Source organism: Saccharothrix longispora, assembly GCF_030852425.1.
Lineage (GTDB): Bacteria > Actinomycetota > Actinomycetes > Mycobacteriales > Pseudonocardiaceae > Actinosynnema > Actinosynnema longispora.
On record NZ_NSDM01000002.1, the window covers coordinates 591111 to 609486 of the forward strand.

Sequence of the window (18376 nt, forward strand, 5' to 3'; positions counted from 1 at the left end):
CGCTACCGGCCGTAGCCCGCGAACTCGACGCCCAGCGCCACGCCGGCCAGCACGAGCAGCACGCCCGCGCAGGTCAGCGCACGCCGGTAGCCGGTGTCGCCGAGCCTGCGCCGACCGCGCGCGACCAGCAGCGCGATCACGACCTTGCCGCCCACCAGGGTCAGGTAGAAGCCGACCAGCAGGGCCACCGCCGCCCCGGACGACGCCCGCCACGTGGTGACGGTCAGCGGGCCCAGCGCGGTCGCCCACGCCACCCACGGGTGCGGGCTCAGCACGTTGACCAGCACCGCGCGCCGGAACGCCAGGGGTTCGCCGCTCGCGCCGAGGGTCGCCGACCGGGCCTCGCGCACGGTCTGCACGCCGCTCCAGACCACGAAGACCGCGCCGACGACGCCGAGCACGCCCAGGGCGCTCGGCGGCAGCCGGTCCAGGAGCAGCAGGGTCGTGGCGACCACGACGGCGTCGGACAGCAGCGGTGCGCACGCCGCCGCCGCGCCCGCGCGCCAGCCCGAGCGCAGCGCCGACGTCACGACCAGCACCAGCAGCGGCCCGGGGCTGATGCTCGCCGCCAGGCCGAGGGTGAGGCCCAGCCCCAGGGAATCCACGCCGGGCAGACTAGGTCACGTGCCCGAGCCCACCCGAGTCCTGGCCACCCTGAGGCAGGTCCGCGACCTGAGCCCTTTCTTCGCCCTCGACGTCGGCGAACCCGACGGGAGCCGGCCTGACGAGGGCCGGTCCGAGGAGAGTTGGCACGACGGGGACGCGCTGCTGTCCGGCCCCGCGCTGCCCGACGCGATCGACCGCATCACGGCCCGCTACCGCACCACCGAGCCGCGGGTGGCGGCGTCGTTGTTCTTCCTCGGCTACACCGCGCGACTGCTCAGCCCGGTGGTCGCGGCGCGGGCCGTCGACGGCGCCGTGCCCGACGTGCGGCCGGGCAACCTGTGGTGGCGCTACGGGCCCGACGGCCTCCGCGTGCGGCTGAGGGAACCGCGGGTCGGGACCGGCATCGCCGAGTCCCTCGCCCCCGTGGTCGACGCGGTCCGGGCGGTCGCGCCCGTCGCGCCGGGGCTGTTGTGGGGCAACGCCGCGTCGTCGGTGGCGGGCGCCCTGCGGATCGTCGCCCGCGCGGGCACGGCGAGCGCCGAGGGCTGCGTGGCGCTGGGGCGCGAGCTGTTCGCCGAACCGCCGCTGCGGGGCACGGGCGAGTTCGTCCCGTTCCCCGGCGAGGTCGTGTTCCGGCGGCGCAGCTGCTGCCTGTACTACCGCCTGGACGGCGGCGGGACGTGCGGGGACTGCCCGCTGCCCGCGCGGTGACCGGCCGGGGTCAGTCGAGCAGGGCGGCGAGCGTGGTCAGGTCCACGCCGGTCAGCGACTCGCGGAACACGCGGCGCTCGCCGGTGTCCACCGGCACCTCGCACGGCACCACCAGGACCGTGCAGCCCGCCGCGACGGCGGCGGCCACGCCGGTCGGCGAGTCCTCGACGGCCACGCAGCGGGCCGGGTCGACGCCCAGCAGGCGGGCGGCCTCCAGGTAGGGCTCGGGCAGCGGCTTGTTGCGCCCGCCCACCTCGTCGCCGCACACCACCACGTCGAACAGGTCGCGCCCCAGCGTGTCCAGGGCGACCTCGGTCAGCGTGCGCTCGGTCGAGGTCACCAGCGCCATCGGCACCCCGGACGCGCGCACCGCGCGCAGCGCGTCCCGCGCCCCCGGTCGCCACGGCAGACCGGCTCGGAACACCTCCTCGGTGCGGCGCGAGATCCAGGCCGCGCCGTCGGCGACGTCCTCGGGCGTGGGCACCAGCCCGGCCTCGCCGAACAGCAGCGCCATGGTCCGGGGCACGCTCGACCCGACCAGCGAGCGGCGGGTCTCGGCGGACAGCGCGCCGCCCAACTTCTCCACGAACTCGGCGAGCGGGATGTCCCACAGCTTCTCCGAGTCCAGCAGCGTGCCGTCCATGTCCCACAGCACAGCCTCGACCGTCATCTCCGCCCTTCCGAAGCGGTCACGGCGCGGATTCGGCACCCCGAACGCCGCGACCTGCGATTTCGCCCGGCCCCGGAGGCGTGGTCGGCAGCCCCCCGCCCGGCGCGGGCACGTCGTCGGCGGGTGTGCCCGGCGACACCGGCGGGACACGACCCGACATGCGCCCAAGCCTACGGCGTCGGGTCCGCGCCGGGGGTCGTAGTCTGACGCCGTGACCGATCCGGACCAGGCCGCCCAGACCCACTCCAACCCCGGCAAACCGCTCACCAACCCGATCTTGGTGGCGGCGTTCGAGGGGTGGAACGACGCCGGTGACGCCGCCAGCACCGCGATCGAGCACCTGCAACTCACGTGGGACGCGACGCCGCTGGCGGAGATCGACCCGGACGACTACTACGACTTCCAGGTGACGCGTCCCACGGTCCGGATGGTGGACGGCGTCACCCGAAGGGTGGAATTCCCGACCACACGGCTGTCCGTGTGCCGCCCTCCCGGCTCGGCCACCGACGTCGTCCTGGTGCACGGCATCGAGCCGAACATGCGGTGGCGCAAGTTCGCCGCCGAACTGCTCGGCCACATCGAGGACCTGGGCGTGACCACGGTGGTCACCCTGGGCGCGTTGCTGATGGACACCCCGCACACCCGTCCGGTACCGGTCACCGGCACGGCCTACGACGCGGCGGCGGCCACCAAGTACGGGCTGGAGCGGTCCCGCTACGAGGGGCCCACCGGCATCGTCGGCGTGTTCCAGGACCTGTGCGTGCAGGCCGGCGTCCCCGCCATCTCGTTCTGGGCCGCCGTGCCGCACTACGTGTCGCAGCCGCCGTCGCCCAAGGCCACGCTCGCGCTGCTGCACCGCGTCGAGGAGGTGCTCGACGTCGAGGTGCCGCTCGGCGCGCTGCCGGAGCAGGCCGAGGAGTGGGAGCGCACGGTCAGCGAGATGGCCGACGAGGACGAGGACGTGCGCAACTACGTGCGGGCGCTGGAGGAGCGCGGCGACGCGGAGATCCAGATGACCGAGGCCAGCGGTGACGACATCGCCGCCGAGTTCGAGCGCTACCTGCGCCGGCGGGGTCGCGGGCCGGGTCGCGGGCCGACCGGGATGTGAGCCGGCCCCGGCTCGCGGCGCTGTAAGCGGGCGGGTTCCTCGGTCCGTTCGGCGGTGCGATGACCTCGTCCGTGCTGCCCGAGGTCGGTGCCGACTTCGGCGTGTCGGCAGGGGCCGCGGCGTCCACGCTGACCGGCTACATGCTGCCGTTCTCGCTGCTCATGCTGGTCTCCGGCACGCTGGGCGGCCGCTGGGGCGCGGTGCGCGCGGTGCGACTGGCCTACGTCGCGTACGCGGTGGCGTCGGTGCTGTGCGCGGTGTCGTGGTCACTGCCGGCGCTGCTGGCCGCGGTCGCGCCCCGCGAGCGGCTGGGGCGGTCGCCGGGGCTGTTCGCGTCGATGCAGGCCGCCGGGCAGGCGTTCGCGCCGCTGCTGGGCGGGGTGGCGGCCGAGGTGTCGTGGCGGTGGGCGTTCGCCGGCGCGACGGCGGTGGCGGCCGCGCTGGCCCTGATCGGGCTGCCCGCCGCGGCGCGGACCGGCCGCCGCTGCGCAGCGCGTGGCGCCCGAGGACGCTGCGGTTGGCCGCCGCCGGCTTCGTGGCGTGGGGCTGCCCGGGCGGGGTCTCGTTCTGGTCGGGCAGCTGCACGGAGACCTGGAGGTTCTGGACCTCGCCCGCAGTCATCGCGGCGGGCAGCAGGGACGTGGCGGCGGTCAGGCCGCTCAGCGGGGTGGCGGCCATCAGCACGGACTTGGTGCCGCCGCACGCGCCGGTGTCGGGCGTCCACGTCCGCCGACGCACGTGGTGATCGTGACCCGCAGGGCCTTGCCGGTGGCGCCGTCGGTGATCAGCGTCGACGAGCCGGTGGCGGCGACCTGCACGGTGAGCCCCTGGGCGTCGAGGCTGCCGCCGTTGGTCAGCGTCACGTAGCGGTTGACCACGTCGCCGGGGGCCATGTCGGTGATGCCCTGGCCGGAGCCGGCGCCGTTGTTGCCCAGGGTCAGCTTGAGCGTGCCGCTGGTGACCTGCTCGGGGGTGACGTTCGCGGCGGTCGCGGTCAGGGTGGCCCAGACGCCGACCCCCATGGCGACGAGGACGGACCCGCCGATGGCGGCGAGGGCGACCGGGCTCCAGACGGGACGACGGCGGTTCTCCTGCATTTCGTGCTCCTCACTCGGTGGTGACACGAGCGTGGAGTCCGGACCTCCGCGGTTCCTCAGCGCTTCCTCAAGCTTCGCCAGGGCCGAGGCGCCGAGGACGGCGAACGCGGCCCCGACGCCTCCAGCCATTCCCGCGGCAGTTCGTGCCGCCGGTCGGGGACCCGCCGCGCGAGCCGGTCGTCCTCGTCGAGGTGGGGGGCCGTCAGCGCGTCCCTCTGGTGCGCACGGCCGGGTCCTCGTCGAACCCGCCGATCCCGAGCCCGACGGAGGTGGCGCGCCAGGGCCGTTCCCCGCGGTCACCGGTGTCGGTGGCCCGTCGGGGCCGGGGAGGTCCGTGCCCCGACGGCACATCCGAAAGACCTCTTCCGAAAGAGTCCCTTCAGACCTGGGGTGTCACCTCGTCACCGGCCGACGTCCCGCCGGCGGAACCCGGCGAACCCGATCCCCACCAGCACCGCGGCGACCAGCGTCAGCCACAGCAGCGGCGCGGCGGTCGGCTCGGCGCCCGGCACCCTCGGGACGTGCGTGAACGGCGACAGGTCCATCACCCACTGGTCGAGCCGCAGCAGCGGTCCGAGCTGGCCCAGCACCAGGCACACCACCAGCACCGCCCAGCTCACCGAGGTCAGCTTGGGGACCAGTGCGAACAGGACCAGCGACAGCCCGGCGACGACCCACACGGCGGGCGCGTGCACCAGCGCGGCGCCCACCAGGCGGACCACCTGCCCGCCGACGTCGCCGACGCGGGCGCCGTGCACGAGGCCCGCGCCGAGCCCGGCTGCGGCCAGCACCGCGGCCGTGCCGACGATCGCGAACACCAGGTGGCCCGCGACCCACGCGTGCCGGCCGACGGCGGTGGCCAGCACCGGCTCGGCGCGGTACCCGGTCTCCTCGGCGCGCAGCCGCAGCAGCGCCTGCACCACGTAGATGGCGCTGAACAGGCCGATGACGCCGAGGATCGTGGCGAGGTAGACGTCGACGACCGCGCCGGTCCCGCCCATCCGGGTGATGATCTGCGCCAGCGCGGGGTTGTCCCCCAGCATCTCCTCGACGCCCCGGGCGACCGCCCCGTACACGCCGCCGAGCACGAGCAGGGCGAGGGCCCAGCCCAGCAGCATGCCCCGCTGCAACCGCCACGCCAGGCCGAACGCGCTGCCCAGCGACGCCGGGGCGCGGGCCGGTCCCAGCCGCGTCGGCACGAGGCCGCCGCCGAGGTCGCGCCTGGTCACCAGCACCGAGGCGACCACCAGCAGCACCGCGCACAGCGCGAGCGGCAGCAGCGGGACCCACCAGCGCTCGTCGGCGAACGGCCTGGTCAGGCTCGCCCACCCGAGCGGTGACGCCCAGGTGAGCCAGGTCGGCCCCTCGTCGCCCGCCGCGTCGCCGACCGCGCGCAGCAGGTACGCCAGGCCCAGCACCGCGCCGGAGATCGCGTTGGCCGTGCGGGCGCTCTCCGACACCTGCGCCGAGACCGCGCCGACGCCCGCGAACGCCCAGCCGACCGCCGTGAACGCCGCGCCGAACGCGAACGACCCGGCCGCCGGTTCGCCCAGGCCGATGAGGCCGAGCGCGGTCAGCAGGCCGATGACGACGTTGGCCAGCAACGCGGTCAGGACGCCGGCCGCCAGCGGCGCGTGCCGCCCGACGACGGCCGAGCCGATCAGCTCCAACCGACCCGACTCCTCCTCCGCCCTGGTGTGCCGGGTGACCAGGAACGTGCTCATCAGGGCCACGAGGAGCGCGCCGAACACGCCCCACCGCCAGGCCAGCACGCCGCCGAGGGTCGAGGCGTCGTGCAGCGGGCCGATCAGGGCCAGGAACGCCGGGTTGGCGCCCGCGGTGGCCTCCAGCTGCCGCCGCGACTCGACCGTGCCGTACAGGTCGCCCATCGCCGAGGTGGTGGCCAGGGTGATGCCGACCAGCCCCAGCACCCAGGCCGCGAGCAGCAGCCGGTCGCGGCGCAGCGCCAGCCCGAGCAGCGGGCGCAGTCCGGTCAGCGGGTTCCGGCCGGTCAGCGGGTTCCGGCCGGTCGACGGGTTCCGGCCGGTCATGACGACACCGCGCGCGAGTCGTCCTCGTAGTGGCGTAGGAACAGCTCCTCCAGCGTGGGTGGTTGGCTGGTGAGCGTCCGCACGCCCGACGCGACGAGGCTGCGCAGCGCGCCATCGAGGTGGTCGGTGTCCACCTCGAACCGCACGCGCCGGCCCCGCACGTCGACGTCGTGCACGCCGGGCAGGTCGGCCAGCCCGTCGGGCACGTCCACGAGTTCGGCGGTCACGCTGGTGCGGGTGAGGTGGCGCAGGTCGGCGAGCGTGCCCGACTCGACCGTGCGGCCGTTGCGGATGATGCTGACCCGGTCGCACAGCGCCTCGACCTCGGCCAGGACGTGGCTGGACAGCAGCACGGTGCGCTCGCCGCGCAGCTCGTTCACGCAGTCCTGGAACACCGCCTCCATCAGCGGGTCCAGGCCGGAGGTCGGCTCGTCGAGGATCAGCAGCTCGACGTCGCTCGCGAGCGCGGCGACCAGGGCGACCTTCTGCCGGTTGCCCTTGGAGTAGGTGTGCCCCTTCTTGCGCGGGTCCAGCTCGAAGCGCTCCAGCAGCTCCGCGCGGCGCTTCTCGTCGAGCCCGCCGCGCAGCCTGCCGAGCAGGTCGATGACCTCGCCGCCGGTCAGGTTCGGCCACAGGTTCACGTCGCCGGGCACGTAGGCCAGGCGCCGGTGCAGCGCGGCGGTGTCGCGCCACGGGTCGCCGCCCAGCAGCGACGCGGAACCCGCGTCGGCGCGCAGCAGCCCCAGCAGGACCCGGATGGCGGTCGACTTGCCCGCCCCGTTGGGGCCGAGGAAGCCGTGCACCTCCCCCTGGCGAACGGTCAGGTCCAGACCGTCCAGTGCACGCGTCGGACCAAAGGCCTTGACCAGGCCCGACACGGATATCGCGGATGTCATGGGCAACAAGCTACAATTCTTTCACAACTTCGTGAAGTTAAGGAAGCGTATAAACTGCCACCCGTTCGGAAGTCCTGAAGGGATGATGCGCCGGTGGCTGACGTGCACGAGCGTGACGACGAGGCCGTGCTGCGCTTCATCGAGCGCTTCGCCGCCGTGTTCAACGAGGCCGGTGTGCCGAGGATGCCCGCGCGCGTGTTCACCGCCCTGCTCGCCTCCGACAGCGGCCGCATGACCTCCGCCGACCTGGCCGACGTGCTCCAGGTGTCCCCCGCCGCGATCTCCGGCGCCGTCCGCTACCTGTCCCAGGTGCGCCTCATCGGGCGCGAGCGCGAGACCGGCACCCGCCGTGACGTCTACACCGTGCTCGACGACGTCTGGTACGAGGCGCTGTTCCGCCGCGACGACATGTTCCGCCGCTGGGAGGTGCCGCTGAAGGAAGGCGTCACCACGCTCGGCGAGGACACCCCGGCCGGCCGGCGCATCGCCGAGATGCGCGCCTTCTTCGGGTTCATCCACGCCGAGCTGCCGACCCTGCTGGAGCGCTGGCGGACCCACCGCGCGGAGAAGTTCGGCCCGAACTGACCCCCGCGGTTCGGAATATTTACGACTAACGGCGCTACTGCCGGGCCGTTTTTGTCCCGATCATGCTTGTGACCAGGTCGCACCACCCGTTCGCGCGAACGTCCCCATCCCTGCACGCTCGCACCGACCGGCACACCCGCCGGCGCGGTCGAGCAGCCCTGCCCGAGGGAGACCCCGTCATGGGAGACGCCCGCACCACCAGAAGACTCGCCGTCCTCGGCTTAGCAGCGGTTTCGGCCGCGGCACTGGCCTTCGCCAACACCGGGGTGGCGGCCGCCGAGGGCACCGTGCTCGGCGCCGAGCGCGCCGACGCCGTCGCCGGTTCCTACATCGTGGCCCTGAACGACTCGGTCTCGGCGCGGTCCGCGTCGGCCTCGACCGCGTCCGCGCTGGTCGGCAAGTACGGCGGCCAGGTCCGCGCGGCCTGGCAGCACGCCCTGAACGGCTTCCACGCATCCCTGTCCGAGTCCCAGGCGCGCCGCCTGGCCGCCGACCCGCGGGTGGCGTTCGTGCAGGCCGACCTGCCGGTGAAGCTGGACGCCCAGCCGAACCCGCCGTCGTGGGGCCTGGACCGCATCGACCAGCGGGACCTGCCGCTGGACAACAACTACGCGGACGGGTCCGCGAGCAACGTGCGGGCGTACATCATCGACACCGGCATCCGGACGACGCACAGCGACTTCGGCGGCCAGGCGTCGTGGGGCGCCAACACCAGCGGTGACGGCAACAACAGCGACTGCAACGGCCACGGCACGCACGTCGCCGGCACGGTCGGCGGCATCGCGCACGGCGTCGCCAAGGGCGTCAAGCTCATCGCCGTGAAGGTGCTGACCTGCGCGGGCTCCGGCACCACGGCGGGCGTCGTCGCGGGCGTGGACTGGGTGACGGCGAACGCGGTCAAGCCGGCCGTGGCGAACATGTCGCTGGGCGGCGGCGCGGACACCGCGCTCGACACGGCGGTGCGCAACTCCATCGCGTCGGGCATCACCTACGCGGTGGCCTCGGGCAACTCCAACGCCAACGCGTGCAACTACTCCCCGGCCCGCGTGGCCGAGGCGCTGAGCGTGAACGCGTCGACCAACACCGACGCGCGGGCCTCGTTCTCGAACTTCGGCACCTGCACGGACATCTTCGCGCCGGGCCAGAACATCACCTCGGCGTGGCACACCAACGACACGGCCACCAACACGATCAGCGGCACGTCGATGGCGTCCCCGCACGTCGCCGGCGCGGCGGCCCGCTACCTGGCCGCCAACCCCACCGCGACCCCGCCGACCGTGAACGCGGCGATCGTCGCCGCCGCCACGTCGGACAAGATCACCAGCCCGGGCACCGGCTCGCCGAACAAGCTGCTCTACACCGGCACCGCCACCCCCGGCACCCCGGCCGTGTCCAACCCGGGCAACCAGTCGACCACCGTCGGCACCGCCGTCAGCCTCCAGCTCACGGCGTCCGGCGGCACCGCGCCGTACTCGTTCTCGGCGACCGGCCTGCCCGCCGGCCTGTCGATCAGCGCGTCCGGCCTGATCTCCGGCACCCCCACGGCCACCGGCACCTCGTCGGTGACCGTCACCGTGACGGATTCGGCCGGGCGGACCGGCACCGCCTCGTTCACCTGGACGGTCACGGCGGTCGGCACCGGGTGCAACCCGGTGACCAACGGCACCGACGTGTCGATCCCCGACAACAGCACGGTGAACAGCCCGATCGCGCTGGCCTGCTCGGGCAACGCGTCGGCGACCACCACGGTGCAGGTCAACATCGTGCACACCTACATCGGTGACCTCGTGGTGGACCTCGTCGCCCCCGACGGCTCGGTCTACAACCTGCACAACCGCAGCGGTGGCAGCACCGACAACATCAACCGCTCGTACACGGTGAACGCCTCGTCCGAGGTGGCGGCGGGCACCTGGCAGCTCCGGGTGCGCGACGCCGCGTTCCTGGACACGGGCTACATCAACAGCTGGACGCTCGACGCGTGACCCGGGCGAGGGGCCGCCACCCGTTGCGGGTGGCGGCCCCGTCCGCTCCTACAGCTCCACGCCCAGCAGCGAGTCGACCGCCGCCCGGAACAGCGTCGGGCCGGTCGCGTCCGAACCACCGGTGGACAACGCCTCGTCCGCCCACGCGTCGAGGGCCGCGAGGGCGGACGGCGTGTCCAGGTCGTTGCCCAGGTGGTCGCGCAGGCGGGCCACCGCGTCCCGCGCGCCCGGGCCCGCGGCCAGGGCCGCGGCACGCCGCCACGTCGCCAGGCGGGCCTCGGCGGACGCCAGCAGCTCCGCGCTCCACGGCCGGTCCGCGCGGTAGTGGCCGGCGAAGAGGGCCAGCCGGATCGCACTCGGGTCGACCTTCTCGGCGCGCAGCTTCGAGACGAACACCAGGTTGCCGCGCGACTTGGACATCTTCTCGCCGTCCAGGCCGATCATGCCCGCGTGCACGTAGTGCCGCGCGAACGGGTGCTCGCCGGTCAGCGCCTCGGCGTGGGCCGCCGAGAACTCGTGGTGCGGGAAGACCAGGTCCGAGCCGCCGCCCTGGACGTCGAACGACGTGCCCAGGCGGTTGAGGGCGATGGCGCTGCACTCGACGTGCCAGCCCGGCCGGCCGGGTCCCAGCTCCGAGGGCCACGAGGGCTCACCGGGGCGCGCGGAGCGCCAGAGCAGGGCGTCGAGGGGGTGGCGCTTGCCCGCGCGGTCGGGGTCGCCGCCGCGTTCGGCGAAGAAGCGGGCCATGGTGTCGGCGTCGTAGTTCGACTCGTAGCCGAAGCGGCCGGTGGCGCCGTGGTCGAAGTAGACGTCCGGGTGTTCCGGGTCGTCGACGCGGTAGGCGGAGCCGTCGGCCAGCATCTTGGCGACGGCCTCGACGACCTCCGGGATCGCCTCGACGGCACCGATGTAGTCGCGGGGCGGCAGGACGCGCAGGGCCACCATGTCCTCGCGGAACAGGGCGGTCTCCCGCATGCCCAGGACGACCCAGTCGTCCTGGTCGCGCTCGGCGCGCTCCAGCAGCGGGTCGTCGACGTCGGTGACGTTCTGCACGTAGTGCACGTCGTGCCCGTTGTCCAGCCATACCCGGTGCACCAGGTCGAACGCCAGGTAGGTCGCCGCGTGACCCAGGTGGGTCGCGTCGTACGGGGTGATGCCGCAGACGTACAGCCTGGCGGTGTCGCCCGGGGCGGTCGGGCGCACCTCTCCGGTGGCGGTGTCGTGCAACCGCAGCGGGCGCGGCTCGCCCGCTACCCGCGGGACTGGGGTGGATGACCAGGTCTGCATGCCCTCGACCCTAACTCGCGGCCCGGACGGGAGGAGAACGTCCACCTGCCGGGAAGCCCCGAACACCCGCCGGAGGTGTGACGCCCCCGCCCGACGACGGAGGACCACGTGCTCCCGATCACACGAGCGGCGCACCCGCCGCGCGCCGGTGCGCGCCCACCTCCCGTCTTCCGCCGTCGTCAGCGGCGCTTGCGGGACCTCAGGTAGTCGCTCACCACCGCCGCCCCGAGCCCGTCCTCGTCCGGCGCGACGACGCGACCGCCCGAGCGGCGGGCCACCGCGTCCACGAACCTGGTCAGGCGGGGGTCGTCGCCCAGCCGGAACACGGTGATCGACGCGCCCAGCCTCGCCAGGGCGTCGACCTCCACCAGGGTCTTGCCCAGCGTGCGGTCCAGCGGCGGGTAGTGGAACTCGGCTTCGCCGGTCGCCTCCAGGTGCGCGGTCGGCTCGCCGTCGGTCACCACCAGGACGACCGGCTGGGCGTCGGGGTGCCGCCGCACGTGCCGCCCGGCCAGCAGCAGCGCGTGGTGCAGGTTGGTGCCCTGCTCCCACACTCCCTCCAGGGCGGTGAGCTGCCCGATGTCCACGGTCTCGGCGTGCCGGCCGAACGTGATCAGCTCCAGCGCGTCCGTGCGGAACCTCGTGCGCACCAGGTGGTGCAGGGCCAGCGCGGTGCGCTTCATCGGCACCCACCGGCCGTCCTGCACCATCGACCACGACGTGTCGACGCACAGCGCGACCGCCGCCCGCGACCGCCGCTCGGTCTCGCTGACCTCGACGTCGACCACGTCCAGCGACACCGGCCCGCCCGCCGAGCGCAGCACGGCGTTGGTGACGGTGCGCGGCACGTTCCACGGCTCGGTGTCGCCGAACGCCCACGGCCGGGTCGAACCGGTCGGCTCGCCGGACGCGCCCGCCGACCGGTTGTCCCGCTGCCCCTGTGCCCGCACGCCGTCGATGACGCCGCGCAGCGCCGTCTCCCCCAGCCGCCGCAGCGCCTTGGGGGTGAGCCGCAGCGAGCCGTCGGGCGCGCGTTCCAGCAGGTTCTGCGACCGCAGCTCGCGCTCCAGCTCGGCGAGCCGGCGCGCGTCCACGCCCGCGTCGCCGTCGAGCTGGCGGACCAGTGCCTCCAGGTCGATGTCCTCCAGGCGGGCGCCCGGGTAGGACTGGGCGAGCTGCTCGGCGAGCGCGTCCAGCTCGGCCAGGTCGGCCATCGCCTGGGCGCCCTCGCCGAGGCCCATCGGGTTGTCGCCGCGGAAGCGCGCCGAGCCGTCCCAGTCCTCGCCGGGCCGCATGCCCTGGAGCAGCGAGTCGAGCTGCGCGAGCTGGGCCCCGATCCCGGAGTCGCCGAACGCCTGCTGCGACAGCGCGGCCAGTTCCCGCCGCTGCTGCTCGGTCATCGAGTTCATCATCCGCTGGGCGGCGGCCGACCGGGCGGCCAGCGCGTCGACCAGCTCGTCGACCGTCCTCGGGTTCTCCGGGAAGAACTCGCCGTGCTCGCGCATGAACCCGTCGAACCGCTCCGCGGTGTCCTCGCCCCTGGCGTGGGCGGCGAGCAGGTCGTTCAGGTCGCGCAGCATGTCCTGGATGCGCCGCACGTCCTCCGGCCGGACGCTCTCCACGGCCTGCTTCATGCCCTGGAAGCGCTGGTCCATCAGCTCCCGGCCGAGCAGGTTCCGGATCTCCTCGTACGACTCGCGCGCCCGCGGCGAGCGCCAGTCGTACTCGGCCAGCTCGCGCACGGCCGCGGCCGTCGACTGCGGCAGCGCGTCGAGCTGCGCCTCGCGGAAGCGGGCGTCGTCGTCCGGGTCGGGGAACAGCGCCGCCCGCTCCGCCCGGACCGCCTCCTGGAGCAACCGCTGGACCTCCTGCAACGTGCCGTCCAGCCGGTGCCGCCGGGTGATCGCGGCCCGCTTGCGCCACAGCCGCGCGGTCAGGTCGTCCAGGCCGCGGGTGCCCGGCAGGCCGCGGCGCAGCAGCTCGCGCAGCGCCGACTCGGGCGAGGAGCCCTCCATGACCTCGCGGCCCAGCTCGTCCATCGCCGCGCGCAGGTCGGTCGGCGGCGCCAGCGGGTCGGGCCCGTCGACGTACCGGCCGTAGCGGTAACTGCTCATCCGTACACCGTTCGGTCGTCGTCGCTGTCCTTGGCCAGCTGACGGGTGAGGTAGAGCGACTCCAGGGCCAGTTCCACGCCCGAGGCGATGCGGCCGGCCGGGTCCTTCGGGCCCGCGCCGACGCGCTGCGCCACCTCGTGCAGCACCGGCAGCTCGGGCAGCGCGCCCAGCAGGTCCCCGGCGGGCACGCGCTCGCCGGTGGCCACCGGGTGGCCCGCGGACACCAGCTCGGCCAGCGGCCGCAGGTTCAGGCCGGCGAACGTCGAGCGCGCGGTGTCCGCCACGGCCCGGCGCAGCAGGTGGGTCAGCACCTCCTGCTCGCGGCCCTCCTCGCCGGCCTCGAACTCCAGCTTGCCGCGCAGCACCTCGGGCACCGAGTCGAGGTCCACGGGGCGTGCCACGGCCGGGTTCTCGCCGATCAGGGCGCTGCGCCGCAGGGCGGCGGCGGCGACCGTCTCGGCCGCCGCGACCGCGAACCGGGCCGACACGCCGGAGCGCTGGTCGATCGCCGACGACTCGCGCAGGTGCCGCACGAACCGGGCGATGACCTCCAGCAGGTGGTCCCCGACCTCGGCGACCAGCCGGGCCTCCTGGCGCACCAGGTCGACCTCGGCGCCGATCTCCAGCGGGTAGTGGGTGCGGATCTCCGCGCCGAACCGGTCCTTGAGCGGGGTGATGATCCGGCCGCGGTTGGTGTAGTCCTCGGGGTTGGCGGTGGCGACGAGCAGCACGTCCAGCGGCAGCCGCAGCGTGTAGCCGCGGATCTGGATGTCGCGCTCCTCCATCACGTTGAGCAGCGACACCTGGATGCGCTCGGCCAGGTCGGGCAGTTCGTTGACGGCGATGACGCCGCGGTGCGACCGGGGCAGCAGGCCGTAGTGGATGGTCTCCGGGTCGCCGAGGCTCCGGCCCTGGGCGACCTTGACCGGGTCGACGTCGCCGACCAGGTCGCCGACGCTCGTGTCGGGCGTGGCCAGCTTCTCGGCGAACCGCTCGTCGCGGTGCTTCCAGACGACCGGGAGGTCTTCGCCCAGCTCGGCGGCGCGGCGCTTGGACTCGGGGGTGACGGGCTCCAGCGGGTGCTCGTTCAGCTCGGCGCCCCCGATCACCGGGGTCCACTCGTCGAGCAGGCCCACGATGGTGCGCAGCAGCCGGGTCTTGCCCTGGCCGCGTTCGCCGAGCAGCACCACGTCGTGCCCGGCCAACAGCGCGCGCTCCAGCTGGGGCAGCACGGTGCGGTCGAAGCCCACGATCCCGGGCCACGGGTCGCGGCCCTCGCGGAGAGCGGCCAGCAGGTTGTCCCGGATCTCGGCCTTCACCCCGCGCGGCAGGTGGCCTGCCGCGCGGAGCGCGCCGGCGGTGGTGGGGTGCTCAGAGGTCACCCGACCGAAGTTACGCCTGCTCCGGGCACCGGTCGACGTGGAGCGACTCCAGCCGGGCGCCGGTGCGGAGGTGTTCCGCCGAGGGCGAACGGCACCCGGGTGACGCTGCCCGGTCACCCCGACGAATGCGGAGACGCGCCGAACCCGCGCTGTTACGCAGGTCCCGGGGTGTGACGGGGAGGTCGGATGACGACGCCCGGGCGGGACGGCGACCGGCAGGTGGACGACGAGCACCGCAGGCAGGAGGAGTACTGGCTCCGGGCGGCCGACGCGGCGGGCTTCCGGGCGCGCACCGGGTTCGGGATAGCCCCGGGCGCGGTGCCGGACGTCGCGGTGCACGGCGTCGCCGACACCGCCATCGGGATCAGGGGTGGTCGCCTGCCCGCCGGTCAGGTCGCCCGCGGGACGGTCCGCGCGCACCGCGCCGGCTGGCTGCCGCTGTGGTTCGCCGGCTCCGGCCGGTACCCGTCGTGGTTCAACCGGGTGCCCTCGGTCGGGTGCAACCGGACCTCGTGGGACGACGTGCCGCGCCGCGGGGCGCTCACCGCGGTCGGGCTGCGCCGCGTGACCGCGCGGCGGTGCGACGTGCACACCTTCGACCGCTGCCCCGCCGGTCGGCGGACCCTGTGCGGCCGGTACCACCCGTACCTGGAGCAGTGGTCCGGCATGAGGGTCGACGACGTGGCCGAACAGGTCCCGGCCCGCGAGGCCGTGCCGCCGGCCCCCGCCCCGGACCGGGTCTACCTGGTCCCGGTGCGCGACCTGGCCCGCTACCGCGAGATGACCGGCGGGCTCGGCGCGTACGAGCCCGCCGGGCCTGCGGGCGCGTCGGGCGTCGCCGAGCGGGCGCACCGGTGGTGCGCGGCGTGCGGCAACCCGCTGCTGTACCTGCGCCCGGGACGCGACCGGTGCGAGCGGTGCAGGTCGGGGACGCGGGAGCCGGTCACCCCGCCAGGTTGAGCAGTTCGGTGCGCGCCCCCTCGTCGTCGAGGTGCGCCAGGGCGATCATCGGCGCCAGCGCGCGGGCCCAGGCGTGCAGGCGCCCGGGGTCGAGGGACGCGGCGTCTGCGACCTCGGCCGCGCGTGCGGTCACGCCCTCGTGGCGCGCGCCGTCGAGGACGTAGTCGACCACGTCGAAGCACGGGTCGCCCACGCACGGGCGCGGGTCGATCGCCACCAGGCCGCGCGGGCCGAGCAGGACGTTGCCCAGGTGCAGGTCGCCGTGCAGCAGCACGCGGGGCTGGGTGTCGAGCAGGGCCCGGCAGCGGGTCCGGGCGCGGTCCCAGCTCTCCGGCGTCACGTGGGCCGCCACGGCCGGGTCGGTCAGGCGGCGGCCGACGCGGGTGAACGCCTCCTCGCAGCGGTCGCGCAGGTCCGGCCAGGCGCCGGCCGGCGCGGGGACGCCGTGCAGGTCCGCCGCCAGGGCGGCCCACTCGTGCGGCGTCGGGGGGACGGGCAGCTCGTCGGCCATCGTGCCCGGCACCACCGCGGCCAGCAGGGCGGCGCCGGGTGCCTCGGCCAGCACGGTGGGCACGCGGCCCGACGGCGCGAGGTGGCGCAGGGCGGCGGTCTGTCCGGCCAGGAAGACGTCGTCCGGGCTGAGCTTCAGCGCGACCGGCAGGCCGTCGCGGGCGCCCGACACGACCACCGACGACGCGCCGGGCGGCATGTCCGGGCCGATCGCCAGGCCCCACTCCCGGGCCAGGGCCTCCACCCGGGACGGGAGGGCGGCGCACCAGTCGGCCACCTCCGGCCCGAAGCGGAGGGACAGTCGTCCGGTGATCTCGTCCACGTCCACGGGTGGACCGTAGGCGAAGACCGCGGGCGGTGTCCCAGGAGGACACCGCCCGCGGTGGTGTTCGGTCGATCAGTCGTTCAGGAGGTCGTCACAGCGCCGGGTAGGCGTTGCGCATGAGCTCCTGGAACTGGGCCGAGAACCAGTGGCCCGACACCGGGGCGTCCGCCAGGGCGCCCGAGGGGTTGTTGCCGTTGCGCGGGTTGCCGCCGTACGTCGGGTCGCACATCCGGTCGAAGCCCTTGCCCTCGTCGTTCGGGATCGCCTTGCTCGAACCGTCGGACTCACCCGGCGGCTTGATCCAGACGTAGGCGTCGATGTTCGGCTTCGGCGCGGCCTTCGGCCGCTCGCCCAGACCGGCACCGGCCTGGTTGCACCAGTTGCCCTTCTGGATGCGGCGGTCGATGCGCGACTGGTTGACGTAGTCGTCCGGGTTCGTCGAGGTCGACTTGCCGGTCGGGCGGTCCGGACCGCCCCAGCCGTTGCGCGAGGTGTCGATCAGCATGCCGATGCCGCTGTCGAAGCCCTGCTTGACCAGCTCGGCGCGCATCGCCGTGGCGAAGCCCAGCTCGCCGTTGAAGTCGTTCCAGTCCACCCACTTGGCCCTTTCCTTGACCGGGGTGCCGCCGACGTTGTCGTCGACCGTCCAGTACGGCTCCTCCAGCGCGGAGTAGTTGGCCGTGTTGGTGATGAAGCCGTGGATCTTGTCCTTGGTGGCGCTGTTCTTGCCCAGGATGGCAGCGAACTGCTTCGCCGAGGCGTAGAAGTTGTCGTACTCGGGAACGGTGTCGCCCCAACCGATCCAGCCGTGGTGGCCGGAGTCGATGTAGTTGTAGACGTTCCCGATGGAGCCGAGCTTGCCGACGGCGTACGAGACGCCCTCGACGTAGTTGCCGTTCGCCTTCATCGTGTCGCAGTTCGGCGTGGCCGTGGCCCGCGGCGACACGTTGGTCACCAGGTTCGGCAGCGAGTCGATCTCGATGACCGCGACGATGCGCAGCTTCGAGTACTTCGCGTTGCCGACGATGCCCGCGATCTTGTCGATGTAGTCGGTCTTGTACTTGCCGATCTCGTCGGCCTTCAGCTCACCGTTCGAGGCCAGCGCGGCGCAGTCGCGGCCGGGCAGGTTGTAGACGACGAACTGGAAGACCAGCTGACCGTCGGAGCGGGCGGCGCGCTGGCGCTCCGCCTCGTCCAGGTGGTCGGCCAGCCCCATCGAGCCGGTCGTCGGCGAGCCGTTGCCGTCGATCGCGCTGATGCGGTCCATCCACACGCCGGTGGGCTGGTTCGAGATGCGGGAACCACCCGGCTCCGCGGCGGCCTGACGCGACCACTGCGGGTTGACGTACACGCCGGCGCCCACGTACGGGTTGTCCACCCGGGTGCCCGGGGTGCCACCGCCGCTCGTCGTGGTCGTCGTCGTGGTGGTGGTCGTGGTGGTGGTGGTCGTCGTGGTCGTGCTCGTCGGGCCGACCGAACCCGTGCAGGTCGTCCCGTTCAGGCGGAACGAGGTCGGCGCGGGGTTCGAGCCGTTCCACGAGCCGTTGAAGCCGGGGGTCACCGACGCGCCGGTGCCCAGGTTCGGGCTCCACTGCGGGTTCTTCACCGACACGCGGGCACCGGACTGCGAGAACACGCCGCCCCAGCCCTGCTGGACGCTCTGACCGGCGGCGAAGTCCCACTCCAGGGTCCAGCCACCGCTGATCGCGTCACCCAGGTTGGTGACCTGGACGTTGGCGCCGAATCCACCGGGCCACTGGTTGGTGATCGAATACGAGACCCGACAACCGGGGGCAGCGTTGGCGGTGGCGGTGCTCGCCACCACCCCGGCTGCGGACAGGGCCGCCACCGAGGTCACCGCCAAGGCGCCGGCCACCTTGCGGGACCGTACGAACGTGCGCAGACTCATGCATCGCCTCCTTGCGAGCAAATCGCCATCTGGGAGCGCTCCCAGGCCATGTCACCGCACCGGGATTCGACGCGAACCGGAAGGGGTGACTGGGAGCGCTCCCAGACGAACGGTAACGCATGACACGCGGTGTTGACGAGGGGTTGACCTGGAGATAATCCCGGCCTATACCCGTGCGCGAAG

At 73.9% G+C, this 18376-nt stretch carries 15 protein-coding genes; 5 read left to right on the top strand and 10 right to left on the bottom strand.

Annotation, left to right across the window (positions count from 1 at the left end):
- Positions 1 to 2: 2 nt before the first annotated feature.
- Positions 3 to 605: a LysE family translocator gene (locus CKY47_RS07755; RefSeq protein ID WP_306744974.1), complete on the bottom strand. Its 603-nt coding sequence runs from the start codon at positions 603 to 605 to the stop codon at positions 3 to 5.
- Positions 606 to 624: 19 nt separating this feature from the next.
- Between CKY47_RS07755 and CKY47_RS07760 the strand changes: the two genes are divergently transcribed.
- Entirely contained in the window at positions 625 to 1317 is a 693-nt protein-coding gene (locus CKY47_RS07760; RefSeq protein ID WP_306744975.1) for a (2Fe-2S)-binding protein, read from the top strand.
- A 10-nt stretch (positions 1318 to 1327) separates the two neighbouring features.
- Here CKY47_RS07760 and CKY47_RS07765 read toward each other — a convergent pair whose 3' ends face one another.
- Positions 1328 to 1987 carry an HAD family hydrolase gene (locus CKY47_RS07765; RefSeq protein ID WP_306744976.1) on the bottom strand — a complete coding sequence of 220 codons (660 nt, stop codon included), beginning with the start codon at positions 1985 to 1987 and terminating at the stop codon, positions 1328 to 1330.
- Positions 1988 to 2198: 211 nt separating this feature from the next.
- Here CKY47_RS07765 and CKY47_RS07770 point away from each other — a divergent pair, with 211 nt between their 5' ends.
- Positions 2199 to 3095, top strand: coding sequence for a PAC2 family protein (locus CKY47_RS07770; RefSeq protein WP_306744977.1), 897 nt, complete (start codon positions 2199 to 2201; stop codon positions 3093 to 3095).
- Between the two features lie 677 nt (positions 3096 to 3772).
- Here CKY47_RS07770 and CKY47_RS07775 read toward each other — a convergent pair.
- The 3 genes from CKY47_RS07775 to CKY47_RS07785 all read right to left on the bottom strand — a co-directional run bounded on the left by CKY47_RS07775 (position 3773) and on the right by CKY47_RS07785 (position 7139).
- The gene (locus tag CKY47_RS07775; RefSeq protein WP_306744978.1) at positions 3773 to 4192 is read right to left on the bottom strand and encodes a TasA family protein; all 420 of its coding nucleotides are present in this window, start codon (positions 4190 to 4192) and stop codon (positions 3773 to 3775) included.
- Between the two features lie 401 nt (positions 4193 to 4593).
- Complete coding sequence (locus CKY47_RS07780) at positions 4594 to 6243, bottom strand: ABC transporter permease (RefSeq protein WP_306744979.1); 1650 nt, start codon at positions 6241 to 6243, stop codon at positions 4594 to 4596.
- Positions 6240 to 7139 carry an ABC transporter ATP-binding protein gene (locus CKY47_RS07785; protein ID WP_306744980.1) on the bottom strand — a complete coding sequence of 300 codons (900 nt, stop codon included), beginning with the start codon at positions 7137 to 7139 and terminating at the stop codon, positions 6240 to 6242. The genes CKY47_RS07780 and CKY47_RS07785 overlap by 4 nt, the downstream gene beginning before the upstream one ends.
- A 93-nt stretch (positions 7140 to 7232) precedes the next feature.
- Between CKY47_RS07785 and CKY47_RS07790 the strand changes: the two genes are divergently transcribed.
- Together CKY47_RS07790 and CKY47_RS07795 are read left to right on the top strand one after the other, a co-directional pair.
- Complete coding sequence (locus CKY47_RS07790; RefSeq protein WP_306744981.1) at positions 7233 to 7724, top strand: GbsR/MarR family transcriptional regulator; 492 nt, start codon at positions 7233 to 7235, stop codon at positions 7722 to 7724.
- 179 nt (positions 7725 to 7903) lie between these two features.
- Positions 7904 to 9706 carry a S8 family peptidase gene (locus CKY47_RS07795; protein WP_306744982.1) on the top strand — a complete coding sequence of 601 codons (1803 nt, stop codon included), beginning with the start codon at positions 7904 to 7906 and terminating at the stop codon, positions 9704 to 9706.
- Between the two features lie 48 nt (positions 9707 to 9754).
- Here CKY47_RS07795 and mshC read toward each other — a convergent pair whose 3' ends face one another.
- From mshC to CKY47_RS07810, 3 genes are all read right to left on the bottom strand, one after another.
- Positions 9755 to 10993, bottom strand: coding sequence for a cysteine--1-D-myo-inosityl 2-amino-2-deoxy-alpha-D-glucopyranoside ligase (gene mshC, locus CKY47_RS07800; RefSeq protein WP_306744983.1), 1239 nt, complete (start codon positions 10991 to 10993; stop codon positions 9755 to 9757).
- 179 nt (positions 10994 to 11172) lie between these two features.
- The gene (locus tag CKY47_RS07805; RefSeq protein ID WP_306744984.1) at positions 11173 to 13107 is read right to left on the bottom strand and encodes a VWA domain-containing protein; all 1935 of its coding nucleotides are present in this window, start codon (positions 13105 to 13107) and stop codon (positions 11173 to 11175) included.
- A complete protein-coding gene (locus CKY47_RS07810; protein WP_306744985.1) occupies positions 13104 to 14489 on the bottom strand; it encodes a sigma 54-interacting transcriptional regulator in 1386 nt (461 codons plus the stop codon). Before CKY47_RS07810 ends, CKY47_RS07805 begins: the two co-directional genes overlap by 4 nt.
- Positions 14490 to 14675: 186 nt before the next feature.
- On the opposite strand from CKY47_RS07810, the gene CKY47_RS07815 reads away from it, so the two are divergent.
- Positions 14676 to 15449 carry a hypothetical protein gene (locus tag CKY47_RS07815; protein ID WP_306744986.1) on the top strand — a complete coding sequence of 258 codons (774 nt, stop codon included), beginning with the start codon at positions 14676 to 14678 and terminating at the stop codon, positions 15447 to 15449.
- On the opposite strand, the gene CKY47_RS07820 is transcribed toward CKY47_RS07815, so the two are convergent.
- Positions 15433 to 16287, bottom strand: coding sequence for an aminoglycoside phosphotransferase family protein (locus CKY47_RS07820; RefSeq protein ID WP_306744987.1), 855 nt, complete (start codon positions 16285 to 16287; stop codon positions 15433 to 15435). The two genes, CKY47_RS07815 and CKY47_RS07820, sit on opposite strands and share 17 nt — an antisense overlap.
- An 88-nt stretch (positions 16288 to 16375) precedes the next feature.
- Positions 16376 to 18193, bottom strand: coding sequence for a glycoside hydrolase family 6 protein (locus tag CKY47_RS07825; RefSeq protein ID WP_306744988.1), 1818 nt, complete (start codon positions 18191 to 18193; stop codon positions 16376 to 16378).
- Positions 18194 to 18376 lie beyond the last annotated feature (183 nt).

Coding starts and splice junctions, on each gene's coding strand:
- CKY47_RS07765 (WP_306744976.1), bottom strand. CDS start 1,987: ATGACGGTCGAGGCTGTGCTGTGGGACATGGACGGCACGCTGCTGGAC.
- CKY47_RS07775 (WP_306744978.1), bottom strand. CDS start 4,192: ATGCAGGAGAACCGCCGTCGTCCCGTCTGGAGCCCGGTCGCCCTCGCC.
- CKY47_RS07780 (WP_306744979.1), bottom strand. CDS start 6,243: ATGACCGGCCGGAACCCGTCGACCGGCCGGAACCCGCTGACCGGCCGG.
- CKY47_RS07785 (WP_306744980.1), bottom strand. CDS start 7,139: ATGACATCCGCGATATCCGTGTCGGGCCTGGTCAAGGCCTTTGGTCCG.
- CKY47_RS07795 (WP_306744982.1), top strand. CDS start 7,904: ATGGGAGACGCCCGCACCACCAGAAGACTCGCCGTCCTCGGCTTAGCA.
- mshC (WP_306744983.1), bottom strand. CDS start 10,993: ATGCAGACCTGGTCATCCACCCCAGTCCCGCGGGTAGCGGGCGAGCCG.
- CKY47_RS07805 (WP_306744984.1), bottom strand. CDS start 13,107: ATGAGCAGTTACCGCTACGGCCGGTACGTCGACGGGCCCGACCCGCTG.
- CKY47_RS07815 (WP_306744986.1), top strand. CDS start 14,676: ATGACGACGCCCGGGCGGGACGGCGACCGGCAGGTGGACGACGAGCAC.
- CKY47_RS07825 (WP_306744988.1), bottom strand. CDS start 18,193: ATGAGTCTGCGCACGTTCGTACGGTCCCGCAAGGTGGCCGGCGCCTTG.